Origin of the sequence: Streptomyces sp. NPDC093064, from assembly GCF_044754605.1 — a bacterium.
Lineage (GTDB): Bacteria > Actinomycetota > Actinomycetes > Streptomycetales > Streptomycetaceae > Streptomyces.
The window spans coordinates 47707-71546 of record NZ_JBIVPK010000026.1 but is presented as its reverse complement, the minus strand read 5'-3'; the positions used below and the strand labels follow the sequence as shown (position 1 = coordinate 71546).

The window sequence follows — 23840 nt, the reverse complement described above, 5'->3', positions numbered from 1 at the left end:
TCAGACCCCGAGCCCGTCCAGCACCACCGCGCCGGGCAGCTGCGCGAACGCCTTGCCCGGCACCAGGAGCTTGCCGCGGCGCCGCCCGCTGCCGACCAGGACGTAGGGCAGGTCGACGACGCGGGAGTCGACCAGGAGGGGCCAGTCGGCGGGGAGTCCGATGGGGGTGATGCCGCCGTACTCCATGCCGGTCTCCCCGGTCGCCACCTCCATCGGCGCGAAGGAGGCCTTGCGGGCGTCGAGTTGGCGGCGCACGACGCCGTTGACGTCGACGCGGGTGGTGGACAGGGCCAGGCAGGCGGCCAGCCGGGTCTCGCCGCCGCGCCGGCCCGCCACGACCACGCAGTTCGCGGAGGTCTCCAGCAGGTCCCGGCCGTAGTGCTCGACGAAGACGGCGGTGTCGGCCCACTCCGGGTCGGTCTCGACGTAGACGATCTGGTCGGCCGGGACACCGCCGTGCCAGTGGCGTACGGCGTCGGCGACCGGGCGGGTCAGCTCGTCGAGGCAGTCGGGGACGGGGGTGGCCTGGTCGAAGTTCCCGATGGGTGCGCGCATGACCGCACGCTAACAGCCGCGCCGGGCCGTGCGGCGAGGCGTCTCAGTGCACGGGCGGGACCGACACGGCCATCACCATGTCCATCGGCTCGGCGCCGTCGTTGGCGTACGTGTGCGGGGTGTTGGCCTCGAAGGAGGCGCTCGCGCCCGCCGCCACGCGGTACTCCACCGCGTCGACGGTGAGCGTCAGCTCCCCCGCGGTGACGTGCACCAGCTCGACGGTGCCGACGGGGTGCGGATCGGAGGGGCTGCCCTCGCCGGGCATCAGGCGCCACTCCCACATCTCCAGCGGACCGGGCGCCTCGGCACCCGCCAGGAGCCGGTTGTAGCTGCCGGCGTCGGTGTGCCACAGCCGGACGGCCTGGTCGGCCGGGACGACGCGGACCCGGGGACCCTGCTCGTAGTCGAGCAGGGTGGTGATGCTGACGCCGAGCGCGTCACCGATCTTGACGACGGTGCCGAGGCTGGGGTTGGTGCGGGCCTGCTCGATCTGGATGAGCATGCCGCGGCTGACTCCCGCGCGTGCGGCGAGCGTGTCCAGGGTGAAGCCCCGCTCGGTACGCCAGCGTTTGACGTTGCGCGCCAGGGACTGGGTCAACAGTTCGAGGTCCGACACATTCCGTCCAATATTCTGGATGACAGAGTTTACTTCGCTGAACTACGGTGGGTTGCACCCGATCGTTCACCGAACTGTACTGCGAGGCACGTCGTGACAGCATTCTTCGCCCTGGCCACCAGCCTCCTGTGGGGGCTGGCCGACTTCGGCGGCGGACTGCTCACCCGGCGCATGCCCGCGCTGACGGTCGTCGTGGTCTCCCAGTCCGTCGCGGCGGGGGTGCTGGGCGTGATCGTCGTCGCCACCGGCGGCTGGAGCGAGGCCGGACCGCGGCTGTGGTTCGCGTTCGCCGCGGGCCTGGTCGGCCCGGTCGCGATGCTCTCCTTCTACAAGGCGCTCGCCCTCGGCCCGATGGGCGTGATCTCGCCGCTGGCCTCGCTCGGCGTGGCCGTCCCGATCTCCGTCGGACTGGTACTGGGCGAGCGGCCGGGACTGCTCCAGGTCGCGGGGATCGCGGTCGCCGTCACCGGTGTCGTGCTCGCGGGCGGGCCGCGCCGGGGAGGCGCCGCCGTGCAGCGGCGGGCGATCGGGCTGACCCTGGTCGCGGCCCTCGGCTTCGGCACGGTGTTCGCGCTGATCGCCGAGGCCTCCACCACCGTCACCGGCCTGTTCCTCGCACTCTTCGTGCAGCGCGTGACCAACGTGGCGGCGGGCGGGGCCGCACTGTACGCCTCCGCGCGACGCGGCGGGCCCGTACTGCCCAAGACCGGATTCCCCTGGCACTCGCTGCCCGCGCTCGGCTTCGTCGGCCTCGCGGACGTCGCCGCCAACGGCACGTACTGCGTCGCCGCCCAGCACGGGCCGGTCACGGTGGCCGCCGTCCTCGCCTCCCTCTACCCGGTGGTGACCGCGCTCGCCGCCCGCGGCTTCCTCAGCGAACGGCTGCGGGCCGTCCAGGCGGCCGGAGCGGGTCTGGCCCTGGTGGGGACACTGCTGCTGGCGACGGGCTGAGCCAGTGGGCCGGCCGGAGGACGACCGGGACCGGATCAGCCGCCCTCGGTCTCCAGCCCCGCCAGCCGGGAACCGGGCTCCCGGCCCCATTCGGCCAGCCGGGCAGCGCCCTCCTCGTCCAGCTCCGCCAGCGCCCGCAACTGCTCCGGGGTGATGCCCTGCGGTATCGGCACCGGGGCCGGGGTCCGCAGCGGCGGCTGCCAGCCCTCGGCGGCGGTCCAGCGGCGTACGACCCGGGCGGGCGCCCCCGCGACCACCGCGTGGTCCGGGACCTCGCCGCGCACCACCGCGCTGGCCGCCACCACGACGTTCCGCCCGATCCGCGCCCCGGGCAGGATCACCGCGCCGGTGCCGATCCAGCAGCCGGGGCCGATCTCCACCGGCTCCATCCGGGGCCACTGCTTGCCGATGGGCTGGTGCGGGTCGTCGTAGGAGTGGTTGGTGGAGGTGACGTAGACGTAGGGGCCGAAGTAGCAGTCGCTGCCGATGGTGACCGTGGTGTCGGCGATGACGTGGCTGCCGCGGCCGAGCACCACCCCGTCCCCGATGCGCAGGATCGGCTCCGGGCCGAGGTCCAGTTCGGGCATCAGACCGGCGGTCAGCGTGACCTGCTCGCCGACGATGCAGTGCGCGCCGAGGTGGATCCACGGTTCGCCGAAGACGGTGCCGAGCGGGAAGGCCAGCCTGGTACCTGTTCCCATCGAGCCGAAGCGGAGGCGTCCGGGCCGCTCGGCCGTGACGGAGCCCGTGCGCTGCACCCAGGCCCAGCCCGCGTGGACGGCGCGCTGCGCGAGGCGGCGCCACCATGGTGAGAACGTGTTCCTACGCGTGGGCACCCGCTCACCGTACTCAGCCCGGGCCACGCCCATGGCGCCGCACGTCTGTGATCTTCGCCCCACCGGATGACGTACGGTGCCGTCGGACCCATGCGGTGAAAGGGAGACGAGGATGACGGACAAGGCGCTGATCGCGGGCATCGGCGGCCGCGAGCCGCAGGTGGACGAGGGGGCGTTCGTGGCGCCCACGGCCACCGTGATCGGTGACGTGGCCCTGGGCGCGGGCGCGAGCGTCTGGTATGGCGCGGTGCTGCGCGGCGACGTGGAGCGGATCGCCGTCGGCGCGGGCAGCAACGTCCAGGACAACTGCACGCTGCACGCCGACCCCGGCTTCCCGGTCGGCGTCGGCGAGCGTGTCTCCATCGGGCACAACGCCGTGGTGCACGGCGCGACCGTCGAGGACGACTGCCTGATCGGCATGGGGGCCACCGTGCTGAACGGCGCGGTGATCGGCGCGGGATCCCTGGTGGCGGCGCAGGCGCTGGTGCCGCAGGGCATGCGGGTGCCGCCGGGGTCGCTGGTCGCGGGCGTCCCCGCCAAGATCAGGCGGGAGCTGACGCAGGAGGAGCGCGAGGGGATCACCCTGAACGGCACGATGTACACGCAGCTCGCGCAGGCGCACCGAGAGGTGCGCGCCTAGGACCCAGGATCCGCGCCCGCGCCCCCTCGGGGGCGCCCGACTACTCCGCGGCGGGAACCGGTTCCGGCTCCTCGGTCCCGCTCTGCGCGCCCGACTGCGCCTTCTTCGCCCTGCGCTTGAGCACCAGCATCGAGCCGAGCCCGAAGAGTACGGCCGCCACCAGGCCGAGCCAGGAGAACTTCTTCAGCCAGGACTCGGCCACGACACCCACGTAGTAGATGACCGCCGTGGTGCCGCCCGCCCAGCAGATGCCGCCGAGGACGTTGGCGACGAGGAACCTCCAGTACGGCATGTGCAGCACGCCCGCCAGGGGGCCGGCGAAGATGCGCAGCAGGGCGACGAAGCGGCCGAAGAACACCGCCCACATGCCCCACTTCTCGAAGGAGCGCTCGGCGGTCGCGATGTGCCCCTCGCTGAAGTGTTTGGGGAACTTCTTCCCCAGCCAGGCGAGCAGCGGCCTGCCGCCCTTGCGGCCGATGGCGTAGCCGATGGAGTCGCCGACGACCGCGCCCACGGTGGCGGACACGCCGAGGACGACCGGGTTGATCCCCGCGTGCTGCGAGGACAGCAGGGCCGCGGAGATCAGGACGATCTCGCCGGGCAGCGGGATGCCCAGGCTCTCCAGACCGATGACCAGGCCGACCACGGCGTAGACGGCGGCCGCGGGTACCGTGTCGAGCCATTCCTGGACGTGCACCGCCGGTTCCTCCCCGTTTCGCGTGCATGTGCTGCGGAGCGCCACGAAGGCGCACCCCCAGGAAGCCTACCGGTTCGGCCCGGCCGGACAGCTCCCGCGGACCGTGCCGACGCTCCCGCCCGCGATCGGACGGACGGGAGCGTCGGCTTGAAGGCTCGCCTGATGCTCGGGGGCTCGCCTGATGTCCGCCTCAGCGCTCCACGGCCGCGTGAGGTGCGGCGGCAGCCGCTCAGCCGTTGGGCCGCAGGGTCCAGACCACCGTCATCTCTCCCGTGACGGCCCCGTCCGCGCGCCGGATCTCGACCGACACCGGGAACTCGGGCCGCTGCCCCGCGTCCAGTTCCGCGACGACGTCGGCGGCGGGACGGCCCAGGGTCGCGGTGGCGGTGACGGCTCCCATGGCCAGCTTCCGGTAGGCGATCTCGGCCCGCACGGCGAGCGGCACGGCACGGGAGAGCTGGTCGCCGAACGCGGCCAGCACGATGGCCCCGCTCGCGGACTCCCCCAGCGTGAACATCGCGCCGGCGTGCGGCCCGCCCACGTGGTTGTGGTAGTCGGCCTGGTCCGGCAGGGTCACCACCGCCTTCTCCGGCGTGGTCTGAAGGAACTCGAGGTTCAGGGTCCGGGCCATCGGCACGGTGGCGGCGAGCATCTCGCCGATCGACATCTGGTCAGCGCTCATGCCGGAATGTTACTCACCAGTAGGCCGTCCGGGCCAGAGCGGGCGGGCCGGTATCTGCACCCGTCACTGGTACGTCCCTGACAAAAGGCGGTGACCGAATCGTGTCCCCGGCGCCACTAGGGTTACTGCCCATGTGGCCAGGACAGCAGCCGCCCGGGGGCGAGCAGAACCCGCAGAACAACCCGTACCAGCAGCCGGGATACCAACAGTCGAATCCCTATCAGCAGCCCGGCTACCAGCAGCCCAACCCATATGCCCAGCAACCGCAGTGGGGTGCGCCCACACAGATAGGCGCTCCCCAGCCGCCGAAGCAGCCGGGCGGGGGCGGCAACCGGACGAAGCTCATCGCGATCCTCTGCGTCACGGCCGTGGCTCTGACCGCCGGTGTGACCGGCTTCCTGGTCCTCGGCGGGAACAAGGACGACAAGGCCGACGGCGGGTCGGACGACGCCAAGTCGAGCCCGTCGCCCACCACTTCGGCCTCCGCCGACCCGAGCGCCTCGGACTCGGGCTCCGGCTCGGACGACAATCCGCGCGGCACGGAGAACGAGAAGCCGACGATCCCCGGCTGGAAGGTCGTCGTGAACCCCAAGCGGGGCATCGCCTTCGACGTCCCGGCCGACTGGGAGGTCCAGTCGGCGGGGATGAGTTTCGGCTTCGAGGACCACAAGAACGGCAAACTGCTCACCATCATGTCCGGCGTGGCCGAGTACAAGTCGAAGTGGTGCACGTCCGACGACGACAAGGACGGCCGCGACGAGGACACGTCGCTCGCCGCGGTGGGCACCAAGGGCGCCGACGGCGCCAAGGACACCGACGAGGTGGCCGTGAACACCGTGGGCTGGTGGGTCTACGGCGGCTACACCCAGCCCGACAAGAAGAGCCTGACGTTCGACCAGAAGGCCAAGCCCTACACGACCACGTCGGGCATCGAGGGCAGCATCGCCTGGGCCCAGTCGAACAACACGCCCCAGAAGGGCAAGTGCGCGAGCGACGGCAAGGCGCTCTCCTTCGGCTTCAAGAACTCCGCCGGGGACTTCGTGTCCTGGAACTTCTACGGTGCCAAGGGCGTGGGCGAGGAGGTCCCCACCGCGACCATCATGAAGATCCTCGGCACGGTCCGGCTGCACGGAACCCCGACCGGCGGCTGACCGGCACCGGGCGGCCCTGGTCAGCCGATGCCGAACGCGCCGTCCGGAGGCTCGGGCGACGGTACGGCCTCGTCGTCCCGCACCGGCTCGGCGCCCCCGGTGAACTCCTTCAGTGCGGCGCCGTGTTCGACGCGGGCGGGGAACGCGTCGGAGGCGGTCCGCCGGGTCAGCGCGGCCACATCGAGCGGGCGGTGCGCGGCGATCAGCACCGCGTTGCCGAAGCGGCGGCCGCGCAGCACCGCGGGTTCGGCGATCAGCGCGATCTCCTCGAAGGCCACCGCGAGGGTGGCGAGTTGGGAACGCAGGAAGGCGAACGGGGCGGCGTCGGCGAGGTTGGCGAGATAGACGCCGCCGGGGCGCAGCACGCGCTCCGCCTCGCGGACGTAGCCGAGGGACGTGAGGTGGGCCGGAACGCGGGAGCCACCGAAGACGTCCGCGATCAGTACGTCCGCCGAGTCGTCGGGGGCGGCCTCCAGCCAGGCGCGGGCGTCGGCGGTATGCAGCGAGACGTCGGCGCCGTCCGGCAGCGGCAGGTGGGCGACGACCAACTCCAGCAGGCCGCGGTCCGCCTCGACGACGTCCTGCCGTGAGCCGGGCCGGGTCGCGGCCACGTACCGCGGCAGTGTGAGGGCGCCCCCGCCGAGGTGCAGCACGTCCAGCGGGGAGCCCGGCCGCGCGACCGTGTCCAGGGCGTGGCCGAGCCGTCGCGCGTACTCGAACTCCAGGTGGGCGGGCTCGTCCAGGTCGACGTACGACTGCGGCGCACCGTCCACGGTCAGCAGCCAGGCCCGCTCACGGTCGACGTCGGGCATCAGCTTGGCGGTCCCGTGATCGACGGCTCGGGTCACGGGTATCTGCTCGTTCACGCGTCCATTGTGCCGGTCCGTCACACCCCGGACGGCCCCGTCACGCACCGGACGCCTCCGCCGTACAAGGGGCGGCGAGGGGACCGCCGGCCGGCAAGCACCGGCCGGCGGTCCCCGGCCTCCGCGGTCCCCTTCACACGACGGCGGTCACGGTCCCCGCGCCGACGGTGCGGCCGCCCTCACGGATGGCGAACCCCAGCCCCGGCTCCAGGGGCACCTCGCGCCCCAGCTCCACCGTCATCGTGACCGTGTCGCCGGGCCGCGCGACGGCCGCCTCGCCGAGGTCGACGTCGCCCACCACGTCCGCCGTGCGGATGTAGAACTGCGGCCGGTAGCCGGTGGACACCGGTGTCGTACGGCCGCCCTCGCGCGCCGACAGCACGTACACCCGCGCGGTGAAGCGCCGGCGCGGGACCACGCTGCCCGGCGCAGCGACGACGTGGCCGCGGCGGACCGCGTCACGCGGCACCCCGCGCAGCAGCAGCGCCACGTTGTCCCCGGCCTGCGCCTCCTCCATGGGCTTGCCGAAGGTCTCCAGGCCGGTGACCACCGTCTCCAGGCCGGCACCCAGCACCTCGACCCGGTCGCCGACGTGGACCGTGCCGCGCTCGACGGCGCCCGTCACCACGGTTCCGCGGCCGGTGATGGTGAGCACGTTCTCCACCGGCAGCAGGAACGGCGCGTCCAGGTACCGCTCGGGCATCGGCACGTAGGTGTCCACCGCGTCGAGCAGCGCCTCGATCGACGCCGTCCAGCGCGGGTCGCCCTCCAGGGCGCGAAGCCCGGAGACCCGTACGACGGGTACCGCGTCGCCGCCGAAGCCGTGCTCGGTGAGCAGGTCGCGGACCTCCAGTTCGACGAGGTCGATGAGCTCCTCGTCACCGGCGTCGGCCTTGTTGAGGGCGACGACGATGTGGTTCACGCCCACCTGCCGGGCGAGCAGCACGTGTTCGGCGGTCTGCGGCATGATCCCGTCGAGCGCGGAGACGACGAGGATCGCGCCGTCGAGCTGCGCGGCCCCGGTGACCATGTTCTTGACGTAGTCGGCATGGCCCGGCATGTCCACGTGCGCGTAGTGCCGGGTGTCGGTCTCGTACTCGACGTGCGCGATGTTGATGGTGATGCCGCGCGCGGCCTCCTCCGGGGCCCGGTCGATGCGGTCGAACGGGACGAAGGTGCCGGAGCCGCGCTCGGCGAGCACCTTCGTGATGGCGGCGGTCAACGTGGTCTTGCCGTGGTCGACATGGCCCATCGTGCCGATGTTCAGGTGCGGTTTGGTGCGTACGTACGCCGTCTTGGGCATGGCTGTACCTCGAAGCCTGGTAGATGCTGCGGGACCCCACGGGATGGCCGACCCTCCCCCTGAGGGGTCCGCCGGACGGTCCGGGGAGGGTCAGCTTCGGGCGCCGTCGACTGCGGCGACGAGGATGAGGACGGCAGCCTCCGGGGCATCCGCGACCGCGGATGCTGCGAGGACGAAGGCGTGCCGGAACATGGGACCGATCATTCACGACACCCGGCCGCCCGTCGAACGGTTTTAGGGCGGCGAACGGTTCTCAGGACAGGAGGGCCGAGGGCTTGGGGACTTGGCCGAGGCGCCGGCGGCGTGCGCACTCGGCGCACTCGTGACCCGGGCCATGCGGCGATCACTCGCATCCGTCCGCTAATGTCACCGAATGCTCGATGCCACCAACCGCTCTGGGGGCACCGCCACGGCCTCTCCCCGGGCCGCCGCCACCGAGTCGGCCGCCGCCGCCCCCACGGCGCCGCCGGCCCCGGTCGTTCCGTCCGCCCCGCCGGCCGGCCTCGCCTCCCGCTGCGCGGGTGTGCTGCTGTCGCCCTGGGCGCGGCTCTCCCTCTTGCTCGTCCTGCTCACGGCGGCCGGAGTGTCCGTGCTGCTTTTCGAGCCGCAGAGACTGCTGGCACACGGCTGGCCGCCGCAGTTGGGCGGGGCCGTCGCGGCGGTGGTGTTCGCCGCGGCGTACGGCCTGTGCACGGTGGCGTTCGTGCCACGGCCGCTGCTGAACCTGGCCGCGGGCGCGCTGTTCGGCTCGCAGCTGGGACTGGCGGCGGCGCTGGCCGGCACGGTGCTGGGCGCGGGGGCGGCCTTCGGCCTCGGCCGCGTGCTGGGCCAGGACGCGCTGCGCCCGCTGCTGCGCGGCCGGCTGCTGAAGGCGGCGGACGGTCAGCTCAGCCGGCACGGCTTCCGTTCGATGATGGTGGCCCGGCTCTTCCCGGGAGTCCCGTTCTGGGCCGCCAACTACTGCGCCGCCGTCTCCCGCATGGGCTGGACGACGTTCCTCCTCGCCACGGCCCTCGGCTCGATCCCCAACACCGCCGCCTACGCCGTCGCCGGCGCCCGCGCCTCCGCGCCGACCTCTCCGGCCTTCCTCCTGGCGATGGCCTGCATCGTGGTACCGGCCGTGCTCGGCACGGCGGTCGCCTGGCGCAAGCGCCACCACCTGCGAAGCCGCTGACGGCACCGCACGCGTACGCGTACCCGCCGACCCGGTCGGTACGGCAGCCGGCACGGGCGCGGGTGACCGAGTCCATACGGCCGCTGTAGCCGTCCGGTAGCGCAGTGTCAGTCCTTGCCCCTAGGCTGTGGCCATGTTCCCCGATTCAGTGACCCCTGGTTCCGTGCGGTCCGCCGCCGAGCTGAACGAGCAGATCCGGTCGCTGTGGCTGCGCTCAGGCGGGTCCCTGTCGACCCAGGAGCGCGAGGAGTACGAGTTGCTGGTGGTCGAGTGGGCCGCCGCGATGAGGGACGAGCTCATCGCAGCCGCCTGACGTCCCCGGTCCACGGGCGGTCGCCGCTCCGGCCCGGGCCGGCCCGTTGCGGCGACCCGGTTCAGGCTCAGCGTCCGCCCGACACCCGCAGCACCGCTCCCGTCGTGTAGGAGGCGTCCGGTGACATCAGCCATGCGACGGCCGCTGCGATCTCCTCCGCCCGGCCCGCCCGGCCCAGCGGGATGTTTCCGGCCGCCCGCCGCACCCGGTCCGGGTCGCCCATCGCCGCGTGCATCCCGGTGTCGATCATGCCGGGCGCGACCGCGTTGACGCGGATGCCGTCCGGGCCGAGTTCCTTGGCCAGGCCCAGGGTGAGGGCGTCCACGGCGGCCTTCGTCGCGGCGTAGTGGACGAACTCCCCGGGGCTGCCGAGCGTGGCGGCCGCGGACGACACGTTCACGATCACGCCGTTCTTCCGGGGCGCCATCAGCTGGGCCGCACGGCGCGAGCACAGCAGGGTGCCCAGAAGGTTGACGTCCACGACGCGTCGCAGGTCGGCGGTGTCGGTGTCGGCGAGCCGGCCCAGCGGTCCACTCACCCCGGCGTTGTTCACCAGCCCCGTGACGGGCCCGAGCCGTTCCTCCGCCATGGCGAAGAGCCGTTCGACGTCCGCCTCCACCGAGGTGTCCATCCGCACGGTCACCCCGCGCGCCCCGGCCTCGAGCACCTCGTCGGCCACCGCCTCGGCGGCCGCGGTGTCGTCGACGTACCCCACGACCACGTCGTGCCCGTCGGCCGCGAGCCGCCGGCAGATCGCGGCCCCGATGCCCCGGCCACCGCCGGTGACGACCGTCACGAGACGTTTCATTCGGACCTCCGCAGCCCCGAGCGACCACACCCCATGTGATCATCCTAGGACCCCGGCCGCCCGCGCGCGGAGGCAGGAATTCCGAGCCCCTCCAAGGCCCTCTGGGCGGGATCTTCCGGGGCGCGCACACTGGAGCCATCCGTGAGGGGTAGGAGGGCACCGTATGAAGACGTTCGGCCGGTGGCTCACCTCCCCGTGGCGGCGTTCGGTGCTCGCCGCGCTCGCGGGTGCCCTGTTCGTGTTCGCGTTTCCCGCCCCGTCGCTGTGGTGGTTCGCCTACGTCGCCCTGGTCCCGTGGATCCTGCTGGTCCACTCCGCCCCGACCGGGAAGCGGGCGGCGTACGACGGCTGGTTCGGCGGGCTGGGGTTCATGCTGGCCGTCTTCCACTGGCTGCTGCCGAACCTGCACGTGTTCACCGTCGTGCTCGCAGCACTCATGGGCCTGCTGTGGGCGCCCTGGGGCTGGCTGGTGCGGCGGTTCCTGGCGGGGACGCCCTCACCGGGGCGGGCCGCGGCCGCGCTGGTCGTGCTGCCGTCGGCGTGGCTGGTGGTCGAGCTCGTCCGGTCCTGGCAGGGGCTGGGCGGGCCGTGGGGCATGCTGGGCTCCAGCCAGTGGCAGGTCGCCCCGGCGCTGCGGCTGGCCTCCGTGGGCGGGGTGTGGCTGCTGAGCTTCCTGGTGGTGGCCGTCAATGTCGCCGTCGCGCTGCTCGTCGCGGTCCGCACGTCCCGGGTGCCCGCGGTGGCCGGGCTGGTGGCCACGGCCGCGGCGACCTCGGCGGTGTGGATGTGGGCGCCGCGCCCCGACGTCGACGGCCACGTCCGGATCGCCGTCGTGCAGCCGGGTGTCGTGGCCGGCATCGAGAGCGGGCAGCGGCGGTTCGACCTGGAGGAGCAGCTGACCCGCCGGCTGGTGGGTCAGCACCCCGACCTGATCGTCTGGGGCGAGAGCAGCGTCGGCTTCGACCTGAGCCACCGGCCGGACCTGGCGCGGCGAATCGCGGCGCTGTCCCGCGCGACCGGCGCCGACGTGCTGGTCAACGTGGACGCCCGGCGCTCCGACCAGCCCGGCATATACAAGAGCTCGGTCCTCGTCGGCCCGGACGGCCCGACCGGCGAGCGCTACGACAAGATGCGGCTCGTCCCGTTCGGCGAGTACATCCCGGCCCGCTCCGTGCTCGGCTGGGCGACCTCCGTCGGCCGGGCCGCCGGCGAGGACCGCAGGCGGGGCACCGAGCAGGTGGTGATGAACGTCGGCCACGGCCTGCGCGTCGGCCCGATGATCTGCTTCGAGACGGCGTTCCCCGACATGAGCCGGCATCTCGCGCAGGACGGCGCGCACGTGCTGCTCGCGCAGTCCTCGACGTCGACCTTCCAGCAGAGCTGGGCCCCCGAGCAGCATGCCTCGCTGGCCGCGCTGCGTGCCGCCGAGACCGGGCGGCCGATGGTGCACGCCACGCTGACGGGTGTGTCCGCCGTGTACGGCCCGCGCGGGCGGCGCGTCGGCTCCTGGCTGGGCACGGACACGGGCACCGCGCGCGTGTACGACGTGCCGACCGCGCACGGCGTCACCCTGTACGTCCGCTTCGGCGACTGGCCGGCGCACGGCGCACTGCTGGTGCTGGCCGTGCTGGGCGCGACGGAGGGGCTGCGGGCGCTCAGGCGGCGCCGGAGCGCTCCAGAACCGTCCGTACCACCCGTTCGCACAGTTCGTGGGTCTCCAGCGCGTCACGGGCGCTGAGCACCTTCCCGGCGCGTACGGCGTCGAGGAAGGACAGCACGGCCTGTTCGATACCGCGCTGCCGGGCGACGGGCACCCAGTCGCCGCGCCGGCGCACGGTCGGCTGGCCCTTGTGGTCGACGGTCTCGGCGAGGTTGACCACCTGCCGCTTGGTGTCCTGCCCGGAGACCTCGAGAACCTCCTCCGTCGAACCGCTGAGCCGGTTCATCACGCCGAGCGCGGTGAACCCGTCCCCGGCGAGTTGCAGCACGACATGGTGCAGCAGGCCGTCACGCACACGCGCGCGTACGGTGACGTCGTCGACCTCGCCCGGCACCAGGAACCGCAGGGTGTCCACGACGTGGATGAAGTCGTCGAGGATCATCGTGCGCGGGTCCTCGGGCAGTCCGATGCGGTTCTTCTGCATCAGGATCAGCTCGCGGGGGTGGTCGGCGCACTGCACGTAGCCGGGTGCGTGGCGCCGGTTGAAGCCGACCATGAGCGAGACGTTCCGCTCCTCGGCGAGCCCGACCAGGCGCGCGGAGTCGGCGAGTTCGTAGGCGAGCGGCTTGTCGACGTACGTCGGCACCCCCGCTTCCAGGAGCCGGGTGACGATCTGCGGGTGGACGGCGGTGGGGGCGTGCACGAAGGCGGCGTCGAGGCCCTGGGAGAGCAGGGAGTCCAGGTCGGCGTGGCGCCGCTCCGCGGGCAGGTGCAGGCTGTCGGCGACCCGCTGGAGCGTTTCGGGCGTCCGGGTCTGCAGGTGCAGGTCGACTCCGGGTTGGGTGCCGAGCACCGGCAGGTACGCCTTCTGCGCGATGTCGCCGAGTCCGATGCAGCCGACCTTCACGTAAGCTCCTTCACCGCTCTGCCGTGCCTGACTGCACGGCAGCATACGGGGGCTGCGGGGGACGCCAGTCGGCGATGCCGTCGAATCCGCGCAGAAGCAGGTTCGGGCTGATCCTGGACAGCGCCGTGATCGCGTTGTCGCGCAGGGCGATCCCGGCGCGGTTGCGCATCATGTCGAGCCGTGCGGTCCGGACGGCCTGGCGGGCGATCGCGGTCGTGCGGGGCAGCCGGGCCGCGGTGTGGGCGGCGAGGTCGTCGGCGTGGTGGGCGAGGACGACGGCGTCCTCGATGGCCTGGTTGCCGCCCTGCCCGAGGTTCGGGGGCATGGCGTGGGCGGCGTCGCCGATGAGCACGGTCCGGCCGCGGTGGTGGGCGGACAGCGGCTGCGCGATGTGGTGGACGTCGTGGCGCAGCACGTCCTCGGGGCGGGCGGCGGCGATGACGGCGGGGATCGGGTCGTGCCAGTGTCCGAAGCGGCGCAGGAGTTCGGCCTTCTCGTCATCGGCCGCACGCTGTCCGGGAGGCGTGACGGCGGCGGCGTACGCGTAGACCCTGCCGTCCTTGAGCGGGTGCGTGCCCCACAGGCATCCCCGGCCCCAGGTCTCGTGGGAGGCGAACTCGGCGCCGGGCACGGGGATCACGACCCGCCAGGTGGTGAATCCGGCGTAGACGGCCCCGGGATGGGCCGGGAACAGCGTGCGGCGCACGGCGGAGTGGACACCGTCGGCGGCCACCACCAGGTCGGCCTCCAGTTCACCGTCGGGGGTGCTCACGCGGGCCGGGCGGTGGTCGTCCCCCGGGTCGGCGAGGCGCGCGTCGGCGGCCGTGCGGACGGTGCCGGGCGGAAGGAGGGCGGCCAGGCTGTCGATCAGGGTGGCGCGGTGCAGCAGGACGAGGGGACCGCCGAACCGCTCGGCCGCCGCGGCGGCGTCCGTCCTGGTGATCCAGCGGCCGGACGGGCTGCGCAGTCCGCCCTCGCCCTGCCAGGCGGCGAGATCGCGGATCCGGTCGCCGATGCCGAGGACGTCCAGGGCGCGCAGGGCGTTCGGGGAGAGCGAGATGGCGGCGCCGACGGGCTCCAGGGAGGGGGCCCGTTCCAGCACGGTGACCTGCCGGCCGCCGAGGTGCAGGGCCGCGGCCGCGGTGAGTCCTGCGATGCCGCCGCCGATGACGACGGCGCGTGGCTGCTGGGGCATGGCTCCTCCTGCACAGTGAGACTACATCTGTAGTGGACCGGCGGCTCGACGATACTACGGATGTAGTGCGCCGCACTACGGGTGTAGTCGCCGGGTAGGTTGATCTCCATGTCCGCACGTCCCGAGAGCGCTCAGCGCGCCGATCTCGTCGCCGACACCGCGCTCGCCCTGCTCGCCGAGCGCGGGATGCGCGGTCTGACGCACCGGGCGGTCGACGAGAGGGCCGGGTTGCCGCAGGGCTCGACGTCGAACGTCGCCCGCACCCGGCAGGCCCTGCTGGAACTGGCGGTGCGGCGGCTGGCCGAGCGAGAGGCGCGGGTGCTGGCGCTGCACGAGATGCCGGACCCGCGAACCGGGAGTCTCGACTCGCTGGTGGAGGGACTGGCGCTGGCCACCCACCGCGCGCTGACCCGCAACCGGGCCCTGACTCTCGCCCGCTACGAACTGGCCCTGGAGGCCACCCGCCGCCCGGAACTGCGCTCCTACTTCGACGCGGCGGGTGCCCGCTTCCGTGACCAACTCGGCGCGCTGGTCACGGCGATGGGCTCGACCGCCCCGGAGCGGCACGTGCTGTCGCTGGTCGCCTGGGCGGACGGGCTCATGTACTCCTGCGTGGCGGGATCGTTCCATGCCCGGGTGCCGGAACTGGAGGAGTTGCGGGCGGGATTGCGGGAGCTGCTGGAGGGGATGTTCGGCGCCGGAAAACCCTTGGTGTGACGGGCCCGGTGTAGGCCAGGATCGGGGCATGACGACCGAGCGACGACAAGAGCCCGCCCAGAACGCCTCCGAACGCGCCATGCTGGAAGGCTGGTTGGAGTACCACCGGCAGACGCTGGCGCAGAAGTGCGAGGGCCTGACCGACGAGCAGTTGCGGATCGCGTCCGCGGAGCCGTCCGAGCTGACCCTGATGGGTCTGGTGCGGCACATGGCCGAGGTGGAGAGGCACTGGTTCCGCAATGTGCTCGTGATGGACGACCCCGGACCCATCTACTACGACGAGCAGGACCCGGACGGCGACTTCCACGTCACCGAGGCGGACACCTGGGCGGAGGCGTACGCCACCTGGCAGTCCGAGATCGAGACCGCCCGCCGCAACGCCGCGGGTCTCGGCCTGGACGAGCTGTCGCAGCGCAAGAGCAGGCGCACCGACGAACCGTTCAGCCTGCGGTGGATCTACACCCACATGATCGAGGAGTACGCCCGGCACAACGGGCACGCCGACCTGCTCCGCGAGCGGATCGACGGAACGACCGGAGACTGAAGCCCGCCCGCGGCCCCCGTGTCACCGCGGGCGCGGTGGCACACCCCTTACGGGGCCCAGGATCACCCGTCCGTGGCATCCTCCGCCCGACCGCGGTTCCGATCATGGCCCGGACCCAGCAGAGTTGCGCGGGTGCATCGTACGACGACCACCGCAACGCTCCTGGTCTCCGTGGCCGTCTCGGCCCTCTCCGGCTGTGTCACGGTCGAGCGACCGCCGGCGTCAGGCCCGGCGGCGGCCACCACCCCGCTCTCTGTCCCGCGCCCGGACGGCAGCGCCGGGCACCCGGCCGTGCAGGCCCCCGCCCGCGAGGCCCTCGAGCGCGTCGGGAACCCGAACCACTCCGCCACCCCCGCCGGACCGGCTCAGGCGCCGTCCGCGGGAGCCCCGCCCGGCGAGCGGCAGCCTCCGGCACCGGCGCACTCCCCCAGCCGGGCACCGGCGCACGCGGCCCCCCGGCATCCACGGCCCGCGTCCCCGCCGCGTGCCCAGCTCCCCGGCACCAAGCATGCCCTGCCACCGAACGCGGACGTCTGCGCCCTCGGCAGGCACTACGGCGGCTGGAAACCGGACAGCCCGGAGAGCAGGATCTGCCGCCAGACGTACAACCGCTGAGACACGACAGGCCTGCGCCATGGGTACGGCGCAGAGCCCGCACGGGCGCAGCCTCCGGCGTCCGCGTGCTCGGCGTGGTACGACGTCGAACTGCCGGCAGCCCGGAAGCGACGCCGCCGGCCCGGCAGCAACCGCGCGCTGGCGGAGGTGCGCCCCGTATGGCACCCGCCCCCGTCGATCGCCGACGAGTGCGGCCTCACGGCACCACGCGCGGGGTCACCGGCACGGCACCGCGTGGGCAGTGAGCCGTTGACCTCTCGGCGGGCACAGAGCGTCCGGGCGGTGGTTGTTCCTCGCGCCCGCCTCCCCGGCCCCGTGGCCCGTCCTACGACCGCTGCCGCGGCGGGCCCCCCGGCTCCGGGCCGGGGCCGCCCTCCCCCAGCCGCAGCGCGAGGCGGTGGATGGCCGAGCGGACGCCGTCGCCGTAGTGGTCGGGGCCGAGGGCGTCCGCCGCGGTGCGGGCGTGGTGAAGGTGGTCCCGGGCGGCCGCGCGGTGGTCGAGTTTCGCGTAGTCGGCGGCCAGGTTGAGATGCAGGGACGGGTACAGGGCGAGAGCCGCGGGCGCGCCCTCGCGCCCGGCAAGCCGGTCCCTCGTGAGCTCCTGGGCCGCCGAGAGCGCCCTGAGATCCCAGGCCAGCTCGTCCGCGGGGTCGTCCTGGGTGTCGGCCATGTAGTGGGCCAGCGTGCAGCGGTGCAGCGGATCGCCGTCCTCGCCGATCTCCGCCCACAGGGCCAGGAAGCGCCCCCGGGCCTCCTCGCGGTCCCCGGCGTGATGCAGCAGGACACCCTGCCCGATCCGCGTCAGCACGGCGTCCGACGACGCCTGCTCCTGTCGCTCCACCACCGCACGCCCTCCAGGACTGTCCCGACCGACGCCTACGACGCTAACCGTGACAACCGCCGATCGGGCGCCCCCGCGCCCACGTCACCCCAGGTTCGGGATCGCCCAGTCGATCGGCTCGTGCCCCTGCCGCGCCACCGCCTCGTTGATCTGGGTGAACGGACGGGAGCCGAAGAACTTCTTCGCGGACAGCGGCGACGGGTGCGCACCCTTGATCACCACGTGCCGGGTCTCGTCGATCAGCGGGAGCTTCTTCTGCGCGTAGTTGCCCCACAGGACGAAGACGGCGGGGTCGGGCCGGCCGGCCACCGAGCGGATCACCGCGTCGGTGAACCGCTCCCAGCCGCGTCCCTTGTGGGAGTTGGCCTCGCCACCGCGCACCGTGAGCACCGCGTTCAGGAGGAGCACGCCCTGCCGGGCCCACGGCATCAGGTAGCCGTTGTCCGGCACCGGCGTCCCCAGCTCCTCGTGCATCTCCTTGTAGATGTTGCGCAGCGACGGCGGAACCTTCACCCCGGGGCGGACCGAGAAGCACAGGCCGTGGCCCTGGCCCTCGCCGTGGTAGGGGTCCTGACCGAGGATCAGGACCTTCACCTTGTCGTACGGCGTGGCGTTGAGCGCGGCGAAGACCTCCTCGCGCGGCGGGTGGACGGGGCCCTTCGCCCGCTCCTCCTCGACGAACTCGGTCAGCTCCTTGAAGTAGGGCTGCTGCAGTTCGTCACCCAGAACCCCGCGCCAGGACCCGGGCAGCATGGCGATGTCGGTCACGTCAACGTCCTCACGATGTGCGGTCACTTCCAGGTCTCAGAACCTACAGGCGACCACTGACAACGGGCTCACGGCCCGAAGAACGCCCCGCCTACCAGCTGGTCTTCCGGGACAGCTCCCACATCATCATGATCGTCGACGGGTCGAGCGCCCGCTCACCGCCGGAGATGTCGTCGTTGGCGCCCACGTACACCTTGCCCTGCCACAGCGGCAGCAGCCGCGCGTCGTCCACCAGGATCTGCTGCGCCCGCTCGAACTGCGTGACCACGTTCGCGCGGTCGGCCTCCTGGCGCGACTTGGGCAGCAGCTGCTCGGTGATCCGCTTCTCCGGGTAGGGCGTGCCGAGCGCGTTCTGCTCGCCCACGAACGGGGCGATGAAGTTGTCGGCGTCGGGGAAGTCCGGGAACCAGCCGCGCCCGAAGACCGGGTACTCGCCCTTCTGGTAGCCGACGACGTACGTCTTCCAGGGCCGGCTCTTCAGGGTGATCGTGAACAGGCCGGAGTCGTCGAGCTGCCGCTTGAGCTCCTCGAACTCCTTGGCCGTCTCCGAGCCGTAGCGGTCGGTGGTGTACCAGAAGGTGAGCGGGACCTTCTCGGTGATGCCCGCGTCGGTGAGGATCTTGCGGGCCTTGGCGACGCTGGGGTCGCCGAAGTTGTCGAAGAATCCGGTGGTGTGGCCGGTGAGGCCCTTGGGGACCATGGAGTACAGCGGGTCGACCGTGTCCTTGTAGACGGTGTGCGCGATGGACGCGCGGTCGACGACCTGGGCGATGGCCTGGCGCACGGCCGGCTTGGCGGACCAGGGGTCCTTCGGGTTGAACACCAGGTAGCTGATGTCGGTGCCGGCGCCCTCGACGAGCTGGAGGTCCTTGGTGTCCCTGCGCTGGAGGGAGATGATGTCGTCGGCGCCCAGACCCCGGTAGGTGACGTCGATCTGCTTGTCCCGCAGCGCCTTGACCATGGCGGCCGAGTCCTGGAAGTAGCGTATGGTCACCGCGTCGTTTCTTCGATCGGCGAACCCCTTGTAGTGGTCGTTCCCGACCAGCTCCGCCTTCTTCCCCTCCTCGTACGTCTTCAGGGAGTACGGTCCGGACCCGTCGACCTTGTTGTCCTTGCGCAGTGAGCGCTCGGGGTAGTCCTCGGGGTCCACGATCGACATGGCCGGCGTGGCGAGCACGAACGGGAACGTGGCGTCGGGCTTGTTCAGCTTGAAGACCACGACCCGGTCGCCGTCCACCTGCACCTGGTCCAGGCTGCCGAGCAGCCCCGCCGGGCCGCCGGCCACGTTGATGGTCCTGATCCGGTCGATCGAGTACTTGACGGCACGCGCGTCCAGCACGTGCCCGTCGGCGAACTTCATGTCCGCGCGCAACTCGCAGCGGTAGGTCTGGTAGCTGTTGTCGGTGAACTTGCAGCTCTCCGCGGCGTCCGGCTGGGGCGTGGTCGCGCCGTTCGGGTAGGCGAGCAGGGTCTGGTAGATGTTCCGGAAGAGCTCCCAGGAACCGTCCCAGGAAGCAGCCGGGTCCAGGGTGCTGGGGGCGCTCGTGGTCCCGACGAGAATCGGTCCCTTGCCATTCGAGTCGCCGTTGGAAAAGACGCCGCAGCCGGCCACCAGGGATAGGGCCGCGGTCGCGACCGCCGGCCGCAGGCATCGGTTCCGGTTGAACACGCGCACGCTCCTCGATCTGACATACCAAGGGGTCGGCAGACCATACCGCAGAGCCCCGCCCGTTGAACCTGCTTCGGAAGGGGCTCTTGATCAGTTCGGAACATGACGACGTTGTCATCCCGCCGAGCGCGCGCGGGCCTTCGGCTCGGGCGCCGATTCCGCCAACGGAACGTCGACGAAGCCATATGTCGACGAAGGGGCGAAGGGACGAAGGGACGGTATCGGCGCCCGGGTCCGTCGGCTCGTCAGCCCACCCCGGCGTTGAGGAAGATGCCGCCGTCGACGACGAGCGTCTGTCCCGTGACCCAGTCGGACTGCGCGGAGGTGAGGAACGCCGCCGCGCCGCCGATGTCGGAGGGCACGCCGAGCCGGCCCAGCGGGTAGGAGGCGGCCGCCTCCTCCTCCCGGCCCTCGTACAGCGCCTTGGCGAACTTGGTCTTCACCACGGCCGGCGCGATCGCGTTGACCCGCACCTTCGGCGCGAACTCGTGCGCCAGTTGCTGGGTCAGGTTGATCATCGCCGCCTTGCTGACGCCGTAGGCGCCGACGAACGGCGAGGCCGACAGGCCCGCGACCGATGCGATGTTCACGATCGCGCCGCCGTTGTCCTTCTGCCAGGCGTGCCAGGTGCGCTGGGCGAAGCCGAGCGCGGAGACGACGTTGGTCTCGAAGACCTTGCGCGCCACGTTCAGGTCGAGGTCGGCGATCGGTCCGAACACCGGGTTGGTACCGGCGTTGTTGATCAGGAAGTCCACGCGGCCGAACGCCTCCATGACGCGCTCGACGGCCTCGGCCCGGTGGGCCTCGTCGTGGGCCTTGCCCGCGACCGCGACGACCCGGTCGGAGCCGAGCTTCTCCACGGCCTCCTTCAGGGCCTCCTCGTTGCGGCCGGTGATGCACACCCGGTCGCCCCGGGCGACCAGCGCCTCGGCGATGCCGTATCCGATGCCGCGGCTCGCACCGGTGACGAGGGCTACCTTGCCGGAAAGTTCAGTCATGTCCGTGATCCCTAGTCGAGCGGTCCGCCGGCGACGTACAGCACCTGGCCGGAGACGAAGCCGGCCGCGTCACCGGTGAAGAAGGCGATGGCGTTGGCGATGTCCTCGGGCTCGCCGACGCGCTGCACCGGGATCTGGGTGGCGGCCACGGCCTTGAAGTCCTCGAAGCCCATGCCGACGCGTTCCGCGGTGGCCTTGGTCATCTCGGTGGCGATGAAGCCCGGGGCCACGGAGTTGGCGGTGATGCCGAACTTGCCGAGTTCCTTGGCGAGGGTCTTGGTGAAGCCCTGCAGACCGGCCTTGGCGGCCGAGTAGTTGGCCTGGCCGCGGTTGCCGAGCGCCGAGGACGAGGAGAGGTTGACGATCCGGCCGAAGCCGGCGTCCACCATGTGCTTCTGGCAGGCACGGCTCATCAGGAAGGAGCCGCGCAGGTGGACGTTCATGACGGTGTCCCAGTCCGGGACGCTCATCTTGAACAGCAGGTTGTCGCGGAGCACACCCGCGTTGTTGACCAGGATGGTGGGCGCGCCGAGTTCCTCGACGACACGCGCGATTGCCGCCTCGACCTGTGCCTCGTCCGAGACGTCGGCGCCGACCGCGACGGCCTTGCCGCCGGCCGCGGTGATCTTCTCCACGGTGTCCTTGCAGGCGGACTCGTCGAGGTCGATCACGGCGACCGCACGCCCCTCGGCGGCCAGTCGTACGGCGGTGGCGGCGCCGATGCCGCGCGCGGCACCGGTGACGACGGCGACCCGCTGCTCAGTGGTGGACATTGCTGCTTCTCCTCGCCCTTGAGAGAACCTGATCTACGGTGAGCGACCGCTTAGTACCTTTGGTGGGTGCGACGCTAAAGGCCGTGGCACCCGGTGTCAACGGCGCACCGGGTGCATGTGATCCATTACCTCACCAGGAGGTCCAGCAACCGCTCCGGCTCCGCGGCCGGGTCGGTGGTCAGCCCGGTGTGCACCGGACCGGGCTGGACAACGGTGGAGCGGGGCGCGACCAGCCAGCGGAAACGCCGCCCGGCGTCGTCGCCCGCCGCCTGCCCGGCCGCCGCTCCCCCGGCGCACACGCTCTCTATCGCGGCGAGCGCGGCGCGGACGCCCGCGACGTCCGCGTCCGGGTCCAGGGCGAGCAGCCGGGACTCGTCCAGGTGGGTGCGGGCGCCGACGTAGGCCCGGGCGCGGCTGTAGACGAGTACGCCCGCGTTGATGCACTCGCCGCGCTCGACGCGCGGGACGACGCGCAGCAGGGCGTACTCGAAGACGTCGCGGTCGTCCGTCCGGCCGGCCCGGACGATGTGGCGGTCGCCCGCCCGGCCGCCTCCGGCGAGGTGACGCTCGCTCACTGGGCCTCCTCGATGCCGTGGATGCGCTCGTGGATCACGGCGGCCCGTGCGAGCAGCGGTCGTGCGTAGGCCCGTCGCAGCTCGTCGGGCGTGTCGAAGCCGGGCTCGCCGGTCAGCCAGGCGTCCGGGATCTCGGCGGTCACCTCGGCGAGCAGGTCCTCGGTGACCAGGGGCGCCAGCCGTCGCGCGGCGGCGACGACGTCCGGGCCGAAGGGTGCGAGGACGTGGTCCGAGGCGCCGTACGGCCGGCCGGCCGAGGCCTGCGCGCCGGGCCAGTTGTGGTGCCAGATCATCGTGGCGCCGTGGTCGATGAGCCACAGCTCGCCACGCCATCTGAGCAGGTTGGGGTTGCGCCAGGAGCGGTCGACGTTGTTCACCAGGGCGTCGAACCAGACGATCCGGCCCGCCTCCTCGGCGTCCACCGGGAAGGCGAGCGGGTCGAAACCGAGCGCTCCGGAGAGGAAGTCCATGCCGAGGTTGGTGCCGCCGCTGGACCTGAGCAGTTCCTGCACCTGCTCGTCGGGTTCGCCGAGTCCCAGCACCGGATCGACGTCGACCGTGACCAGCCCGGGCACCCGCAGTCCCAGCCGGCGCGCGAGTTCCCCGCAGACCACCTCGGCGACGAGCGTCTTGCGGCCCTGCCCGGCGCCGGTGAACTTCAGGACGTACGTCCCGAAGTCGTCGGCCTCGACGAGCCCCGGCAGAGAGCCGCCCTCGCGCAGCGGAGTGATGTAGCGGGTCGCGATGACTTCCTTGAGCACCGCCCCACTTTACCGGTGCGGTGCCGGGCGTCCCGCGGCCCTCCGATTCGCCCGCCGGCCGGGGTCCGGACCCGATCTGAACACCGGCTGCCCGCCGCCCGTACCCCTGGACGGGCCAGGAGGCTCTGCCTGGAACCCGCGCGGAACCAGCGTGAAACCCGTATCGAAAGGGGAACGTCGGCATGACCAGCGAATCGCTTCACCCCCAGGGGGCACCGGCCCGCCGCACGGTGGTGGCGGCGGTGGGCGCGGCGGGGCTCGCCGCCGCGCTGACCGCGTGCGGGTCGGAGGACAAGTCCGGCTCCGGTGCGTCCACCACCCAGAACGGGTCCCAGACGACCGGCGGTTCGGGCGGTGACGGCGCCGCGGCGGGCTCCGGCGGCACCGTGCTCGCGAAGACCTCCGACATCCCCGAGGGCGGCGGCAAGGTCTTCGGCACTCAGGGCGTGGTGGTCACGCAGCCGACGAAGGGCGAGTTCAAGGCCTTCTCCTCCACCTGCACCCACCAGGGCTGCGCGGTGAACCGGATTGCCGACGGCGTGATCGTCTGCCCGTGCCACCAGAGCGAGTTCTCCGCCGCCGACGGCAGCGTCAAGAAGGGCCCGGCCCTGAAGCCGCTGCCCGCCAAGGACATCTCGGTCGCGGACGGGGAGATCAGGCTCGCCTGACACCCGCGGAGGGTGGGGCGGGTCGTGGCGGGGGGCCGTCGGAGGGTGCCCCGCACGTGGGAGAAGAGAGAGGGCCGCATGACCATCACGCAGCGCCGGGGCCGGAAGATCATGATGACGCCGGGCGAGCTGGACGAGTTCCTGACCGCCCAGCGCACCTGCCGGGTCGCCACCGTGTCGCCCGGCGGTGCTCCGCATGTGAGCGCCCTGTGGTTCGTCTGGGACGGCACCTCGCTGTGGCTCTACTCCGTGGTGCGCAGCAGGCGCTGGGCCGATCTGCGCCGCGATCCGCGGGTGGCCGTGGTCGTCGACACCGGCGAGGAGTACGAACAGCTGCGGGGTGCGGAGCTGTCCGGCACGGCGGAGGTCGTGGGCGAGGCACCGCGCACCGGGGACCTGTGCGCCGAACTCGACCTGCCCGAGACGCTGTTCGCCCGCAAGAACTTCGGTCTGGAGGAGATGCCGCACGACGGCCGGCACGCGTGGCTGCGGCTGACCCCGGAGAAGATCGTCTCCTGGGACTTCCGCAAGCTGGGCTCGGTGTAGGCCCGTCGGCG

At 72.3% G+C, this 23840-nt stretch carries 28 protein-coding genes; 11 read left to right on the top strand and 17 right to left on the bottom strand.

Annotated elements, in window-relative coordinates; all coding sequences use genetic code 11:
- Both ACIQFZ_RS27200 and ACIQFZ_RS27195 read right to left on the bottom strand, forming a co-directional pair.
- On the bottom strand, positions 1-555 hold the full coding sequence (locus tag ACIQFZ_RS27200) for a YbaK/EbsC family protein (RefSeq protein WP_383059079.1): 555 nt from the start codon (positions 553-555) through the stop codon (positions 1-3).
- A gap of 43 nt (positions 556-598) precedes the next feature.
- Entirely contained in the window at positions 599-1171 is a 573-nt protein-coding gene (locus ACIQFZ_RS27195; RefSeq protein WP_365418954.1) for an XRE family transcriptional regulator, read from the bottom strand.
- Between the two features lie 93 nt (positions 1172-1264).
- Here ACIQFZ_RS27195 and ACIQFZ_RS27190 point away from each other — a divergent pair, with 93 nt between their 5' ends.
- Positions 1265-2122 carry an EamA family transporter gene (locus tag ACIQFZ_RS27190; protein WP_383059081.1) on the top strand — a complete coding sequence of 286 codons (858 nt, stop codon included), beginning with the start codon at positions 1265-1267 and terminating at the stop codon, positions 2120-2122.
- 35 nt (positions 2123-2157) lie between these two features.
- On the opposite strand, the gene ACIQFZ_RS27185 is transcribed toward ACIQFZ_RS27190, so the two are convergent.
- Complete coding sequence (locus ACIQFZ_RS27185) at positions 2158-2991, bottom strand: acyltransferase (RefSeq protein WP_402692355.1); 834 nt, start codon at positions 2989-2991, stop codon at positions 2158-2160.
- Between the two features lie 79 nt (positions 2992-3070).
- On the opposite strand from ACIQFZ_RS27185, the gene ACIQFZ_RS27180 reads away from it, so the two are divergent.
- On the top strand, positions 3071-3598 hold the full coding sequence (locus ACIQFZ_RS27180) for a gamma carbonic anhydrase family protein (RefSeq protein WP_365418963.1): 528 nt from the start codon (positions 3071-3073) through the stop codon (positions 3596-3598).
- Between the two features lie 40 nt (positions 3599-3638).
- Here ACIQFZ_RS27180 and ACIQFZ_RS27175 read toward each other — a convergent pair whose 3' ends face one another.
- The gene (locus ACIQFZ_RS27175; protein WP_383059083.1) at positions 3639-4295 is read right to left on the bottom strand and encodes a DedA family protein; all 657 of its coding nucleotides are present in this window, start codon (positions 4293-4295) and stop codon (positions 3639-3641) included.
- A 229-nt stretch (positions 4296-4524) separates the two neighbouring features.
- Positions 4525-4962, bottom strand: a complete 438-nt coding sequence (locus tag ACIQFZ_RS27170) for a DUF4442 domain-containing protein (protein WP_361414909.1) — start codon at positions 4960-4962, stop codon at positions 4525-4527.
- Between the two features lie 146 nt (positions 4963-5108).
- Here ACIQFZ_RS27170 and ACIQFZ_RS27165 point away from each other — a divergent pair, with 146 nt between their 5' ends.
- Positions 5109-6128: a hypothetical protein gene (locus ACIQFZ_RS27165; RefSeq protein ID WP_365418968.1), complete on the top strand. Its 1020-nt coding sequence runs from the start codon at positions 5109-5111 to the stop codon at positions 6126-6128.
- Positions 6129-6148: 20 nt separating this feature from the next.
- Here ACIQFZ_RS27165 and ACIQFZ_RS27160 read toward each other — a convergent pair whose 3' ends face one another.
- Complete coding sequence (locus ACIQFZ_RS27160) at positions 6149-6994, bottom strand: fused MFS/spermidine synthase (protein ID WP_365418970.1); 846 nt, start codon at positions 6992-6994, stop codon at positions 6149-6151.
- A 133-nt stretch (positions 6995-7127) separates the two neighbouring features.
- Positions 7128-8297, bottom strand: a complete 1170-nt coding sequence (tuf, locus tag ACIQFZ_RS27155) for an elongation factor Tu (RefSeq protein WP_365418973.1) — start codon at positions 8295-8297, stop codon at positions 7128-7130.
- Between the two features lie 373 nt (positions 8298-8670).
- Here tuf and ACIQFZ_RS27150 point away from each other — a divergent pair, with 373 nt between their 5' ends.
- Positions 8671-9471 carry a VTT domain-containing protein gene (locus tag ACIQFZ_RS27150; protein ID WP_365418976.1) on the top strand — a complete coding sequence of 267 codons (801 nt, stop codon included), beginning with the start codon at positions 8671-8673 and terminating at the stop codon, positions 9469-9471.
- A 133-nt stretch (positions 9472-9604) separates the two neighbouring features.
- Positions 9605-9784: a hypothetical protein gene (locus tag ACIQFZ_RS27145; protein ID WP_365418979.1), complete on the top strand. Its 180-nt coding sequence runs from the start codon at positions 9605-9607 to the stop codon at positions 9782-9784.
- Between the two features lie 67 nt (positions 9785-9851).
- On the opposite strand, the gene ACIQFZ_RS27140 is transcribed toward ACIQFZ_RS27145, so the two are convergent.
- Positions 9852-10592: a glucose 1-dehydrogenase gene (locus ACIQFZ_RS27140; RefSeq protein ID WP_365418981.1), complete on the bottom strand. Its 741-nt coding sequence runs from the start codon at positions 10590-10592 to the stop codon at positions 9852-9854.
- 163 nt (positions 10593-10755) lie between these two features.
- On the opposite strand from ACIQFZ_RS27140, the gene lnt reads away from it, so the two are divergent.
- Positions 10756-12330 (top strand): apolipoprotein N-acyltransferase, encoded by a 1575-nt coding sequence (gene lnt / locus ACIQFZ_RS27135; protein WP_402692354.1) that lies wholly within the window; start codon positions 10756-10758, stop codon positions 12328-12330.
- Here lnt and ACIQFZ_RS27130 read toward each other — a convergent pair.
- Both ACIQFZ_RS27130 and ACIQFZ_RS27125 read right to left on the bottom strand, forming a co-directional pair.
- Positions 12248-13159, bottom strand: a complete 912-nt coding sequence (locus tag ACIQFZ_RS27130; protein ID WP_365418986.1) for a Gfo/Idh/MocA family oxidoreductase — start codon at positions 13157-13159, stop codon at positions 12248-12250. The genes lnt and ACIQFZ_RS27130 overlap by 83 nt on opposite strands.
- 10 nt (positions 13160-13169) lie before the next feature.
- Positions 13170-14354, bottom strand: coding sequence for an FAD-dependent monooxygenase (locus tag ACIQFZ_RS27125; protein WP_383059089.1), 1185 nt, complete (start codon positions 14352-14354; stop codon positions 13170-13172).
- 108 nt (positions 14355-14462) lie between these two features.
- Between ACIQFZ_RS27125 and ACIQFZ_RS27120 the strand changes: the two genes are divergently transcribed.
- From ACIQFZ_RS27120 to ACIQFZ_RS27110, 3 genes are all read left to right on the top strand, one after another.
- On the top strand, positions 14463-15071 hold the full coding sequence (locus tag ACIQFZ_RS27120; protein WP_383059091.1) for a TetR/AcrR family transcriptional regulator: 609 nt from the start codon (positions 14463-14465) through the stop codon (positions 15069-15071).
- Between the two features lie 28 nt (positions 15072-15099).
- On the top strand, positions 15100-15615 hold the full coding sequence (locus tag ACIQFZ_RS27115; RefSeq protein ID WP_365418994.1) for a DinB family protein: 516 nt from the start codon (positions 15100-15102) through the stop codon (positions 15613-15615).
- Between the two features lie 132 nt (positions 15616-15747).
- Positions 15748-16230, top strand: coding sequence for a hypothetical protein (locus ACIQFZ_RS27110; protein ID WP_365418997.1), 483 nt, complete (start codon positions 15748-15750; stop codon positions 16228-16230).
- A gap of 325 nt (positions 16231-16555) precedes the next feature.
- On the opposite strand, the gene ACIQFZ_RS27105 is transcribed toward ACIQFZ_RS27110, so the two are convergent.
- From ACIQFZ_RS27105 to ACIQFZ_RS27075, 7 genes are all read right to left on the bottom strand, one after another.
- Positions 16556-17074 carry a hypothetical protein gene (locus ACIQFZ_RS27105; protein ID WP_365419000.1) on the bottom strand — a complete coding sequence of 173 codons (519 nt, stop codon included), beginning with the start codon at positions 17072-17074 and terminating at the stop codon, positions 16556-16558.
- Between the two features lie 81 nt (positions 17075-17155).
- Positions 17156-17839, bottom strand: coding sequence for a uracil-DNA glycosylase (gene ung / locus ACIQFZ_RS27100; protein WP_365419003.1), 684 nt, complete (start codon positions 17837-17839; stop codon positions 17156-17158).
- Positions 17840-17930: 91 nt separating this feature from the next.
- A complete protein-coding gene (locus ACIQFZ_RS27095; protein WP_383059095.1) occupies positions 17931-19508 on the bottom strand; it encodes an ABC transporter substrate-binding protein in 1578 nt (525 codons plus the stop codon).
- Between the two features lie 245 nt (positions 19509-19753).
- A complete protein-coding gene (locus ACIQFZ_RS27090; RefSeq protein WP_383059097.1) occupies positions 19754-20506 on the bottom strand; it encodes an SDR family oxidoreductase in 753 nt (250 codons plus the stop codon).
- A gap of 11 nt (positions 20507-20517) precedes the next feature.
- Positions 20518-21279 (bottom strand): 3-oxoacyl-ACP reductase FabG, encoded by a 762-nt coding sequence (fabG, locus tag ACIQFZ_RS27085; RefSeq protein ID WP_365419010.1) that lies wholly within the window; start codon positions 21277-21279, stop codon positions 20518-20520.
- Positions 21280-21404: 125 nt separating this feature from the next.
- Positions 21405-21854: a DUF3037 domain-containing protein gene (locus ACIQFZ_RS27080; protein ID WP_376549721.1), complete on the bottom strand. Its 450-nt coding sequence runs from the start codon at positions 21852-21854 to the stop codon at positions 21405-21407.
- Positions 21851-22615, bottom strand: coding sequence for a HipA family kinase (locus ACIQFZ_RS27075; RefSeq protein WP_402692353.1), 765 nt, complete (start codon positions 22613-22615; stop codon positions 21851-21853). Before ACIQFZ_RS27075 ends, ACIQFZ_RS27080 begins: the two co-directional genes overlap by 4 nt.
- A gap of 182 nt (positions 22616-22797) precedes the next feature.
- Between ACIQFZ_RS27075 and ACIQFZ_RS27070 the strand changes: the two genes are divergently transcribed.
- Together ACIQFZ_RS27070 and ACIQFZ_RS27065 are read left to right on the top strand one after the other, a co-directional pair.
- Positions 22798-23283 (top strand): Rieske (2Fe-2S) protein, encoded by a 486-nt coding sequence (locus ACIQFZ_RS27070; protein WP_383059099.1) that lies wholly within the window; start codon positions 22798-22800, stop codon positions 23281-23283.
- Positions 23284-23361: 78 nt separating this feature from the next.
- Entirely contained in the window at positions 23362-23829 is a 468-nt protein-coding gene (locus ACIQFZ_RS27065) for a pyridoxamine 5'-phosphate oxidase family protein (RefSeq protein WP_383059100.1), read from the top strand.
- The last annotated feature ends 11 nt before the right edge of the window (positions 23830-23840 follow it).

Bases quoted from the DNA above. Each gene is read 5' to 3' on its own strand.
- fabG (WP_365419010.1), bottom strand. From the start codon at position 21,279: ATGTCCACCACTGAGCAGCGGGTCGCCGTCGTCACCGGTGCCGCGCGC.
- ACIQFZ_RS27200 (WP_383059079.1), bottom strand. From the start codon at position 555: ATGCGCGCACCCATCGGGAACTTCGACCAGGCCACCCCCGTCCCCGAC.
- ACIQFZ_RS27150 (WP_365418976.1), top strand. From the start codon at position 8,671: ATGCTCGATGCCACCAACCGCTCTGGGGGCACCGCCACGGCCTCTCCC.
- ACIQFZ_RS27120 (WP_383059091.1), top strand. From the start codon at position 14,463: ATGTCCGCACGTCCCGAGAGCGCTCAGCGCGCCGATCTCGTCGCCGAC.
- ACIQFZ_RS27145 (WP_365418979.1), top strand. From the start codon at position 9,605: ATGTTCCCCGATTCAGTGACCCCTGGTTCCGTGCGGTCCGCCGCCGAG.
- tuf (WP_365418973.1), bottom strand. From the start codon at position 8,297: ATGCCCAAGACGGCGTACGTACGCACCAAACCGCACCTGAACATCGGC.
- ACIQFZ_RS27170 (WP_361414909.1), bottom strand. From the start codon at position 4,962: ATGTCGATCGGCGAGATGCTCGCCGCCACCGTGCCGATGGCCCGGACC.
- ACIQFZ_RS27115 (WP_365418994.1), top strand. From the start codon at position 15,100: ATGACGACCGAGCGACGACAAGAGCCCGCCCAGAACGCCTCCGAACGC.
- ACIQFZ_RS27065 (WP_383059100.1), top strand. From the start codon at position 23,362: ATGACCATCACGCAGCGCCGGGGCCGGAAGATCATGATGACGCCGGGC.
- ACIQFZ_RS27140 (WP_365418981.1), bottom strand. From the start codon at position 10,592: ATGAAACGTCTCGTGACGGTCGTCACCGGCGGTGGCCGGGGCATCGGG.
- ACIQFZ_RS27165 (WP_365418968.1), top strand. From the start codon at position 5,109: ATGTGGCCAGGACAGCAGCCGCCCGGGGGCGAGCAGAACCCGCAGAAC.
- ACIQFZ_RS27090 (WP_383059097.1), bottom strand. From the start codon at position 20,506: ATGACTGAACTTTCCGGCAAGGTAGCCCTCGTCACCGGTGCGAGCCGC.
- ACIQFZ_RS27180 (WP_365418963.1), top strand. From the start codon at position 3,071: ATGACGGACAAGGCGCTGATCGCGGGCATCGGCGGCCGCGAGCCGCAG.
- ACIQFZ_RS27125 (WP_383059089.1), bottom strand. From the start codon at position 14,354: ATGCCCCAGCAGCCACGCGCCGTCGTCATCGGCGGCGGCATCGCAGGA.
- ACIQFZ_RS27070 (WP_383059099.1), top strand. From the start codon at position 22,798: ATGACCAGCGAATCGCTTCACCCCCAGGGGGCACCGGCCCGCCGCACG.
- lnt (WP_402692354.1), top strand. From the start codon at position 10,756: ATGAAGACGTTCGGCCGGTGGCTCACCTCCCCGTGGCGGCGTTCGGTG.
- ACIQFZ_RS27185 (WP_402692355.1), bottom strand. From the start codon at position 2,991: ATGGGCGTGGCCCGGGCTGAGTACGGTGAGCGGGTGCCCACGCGTAGG.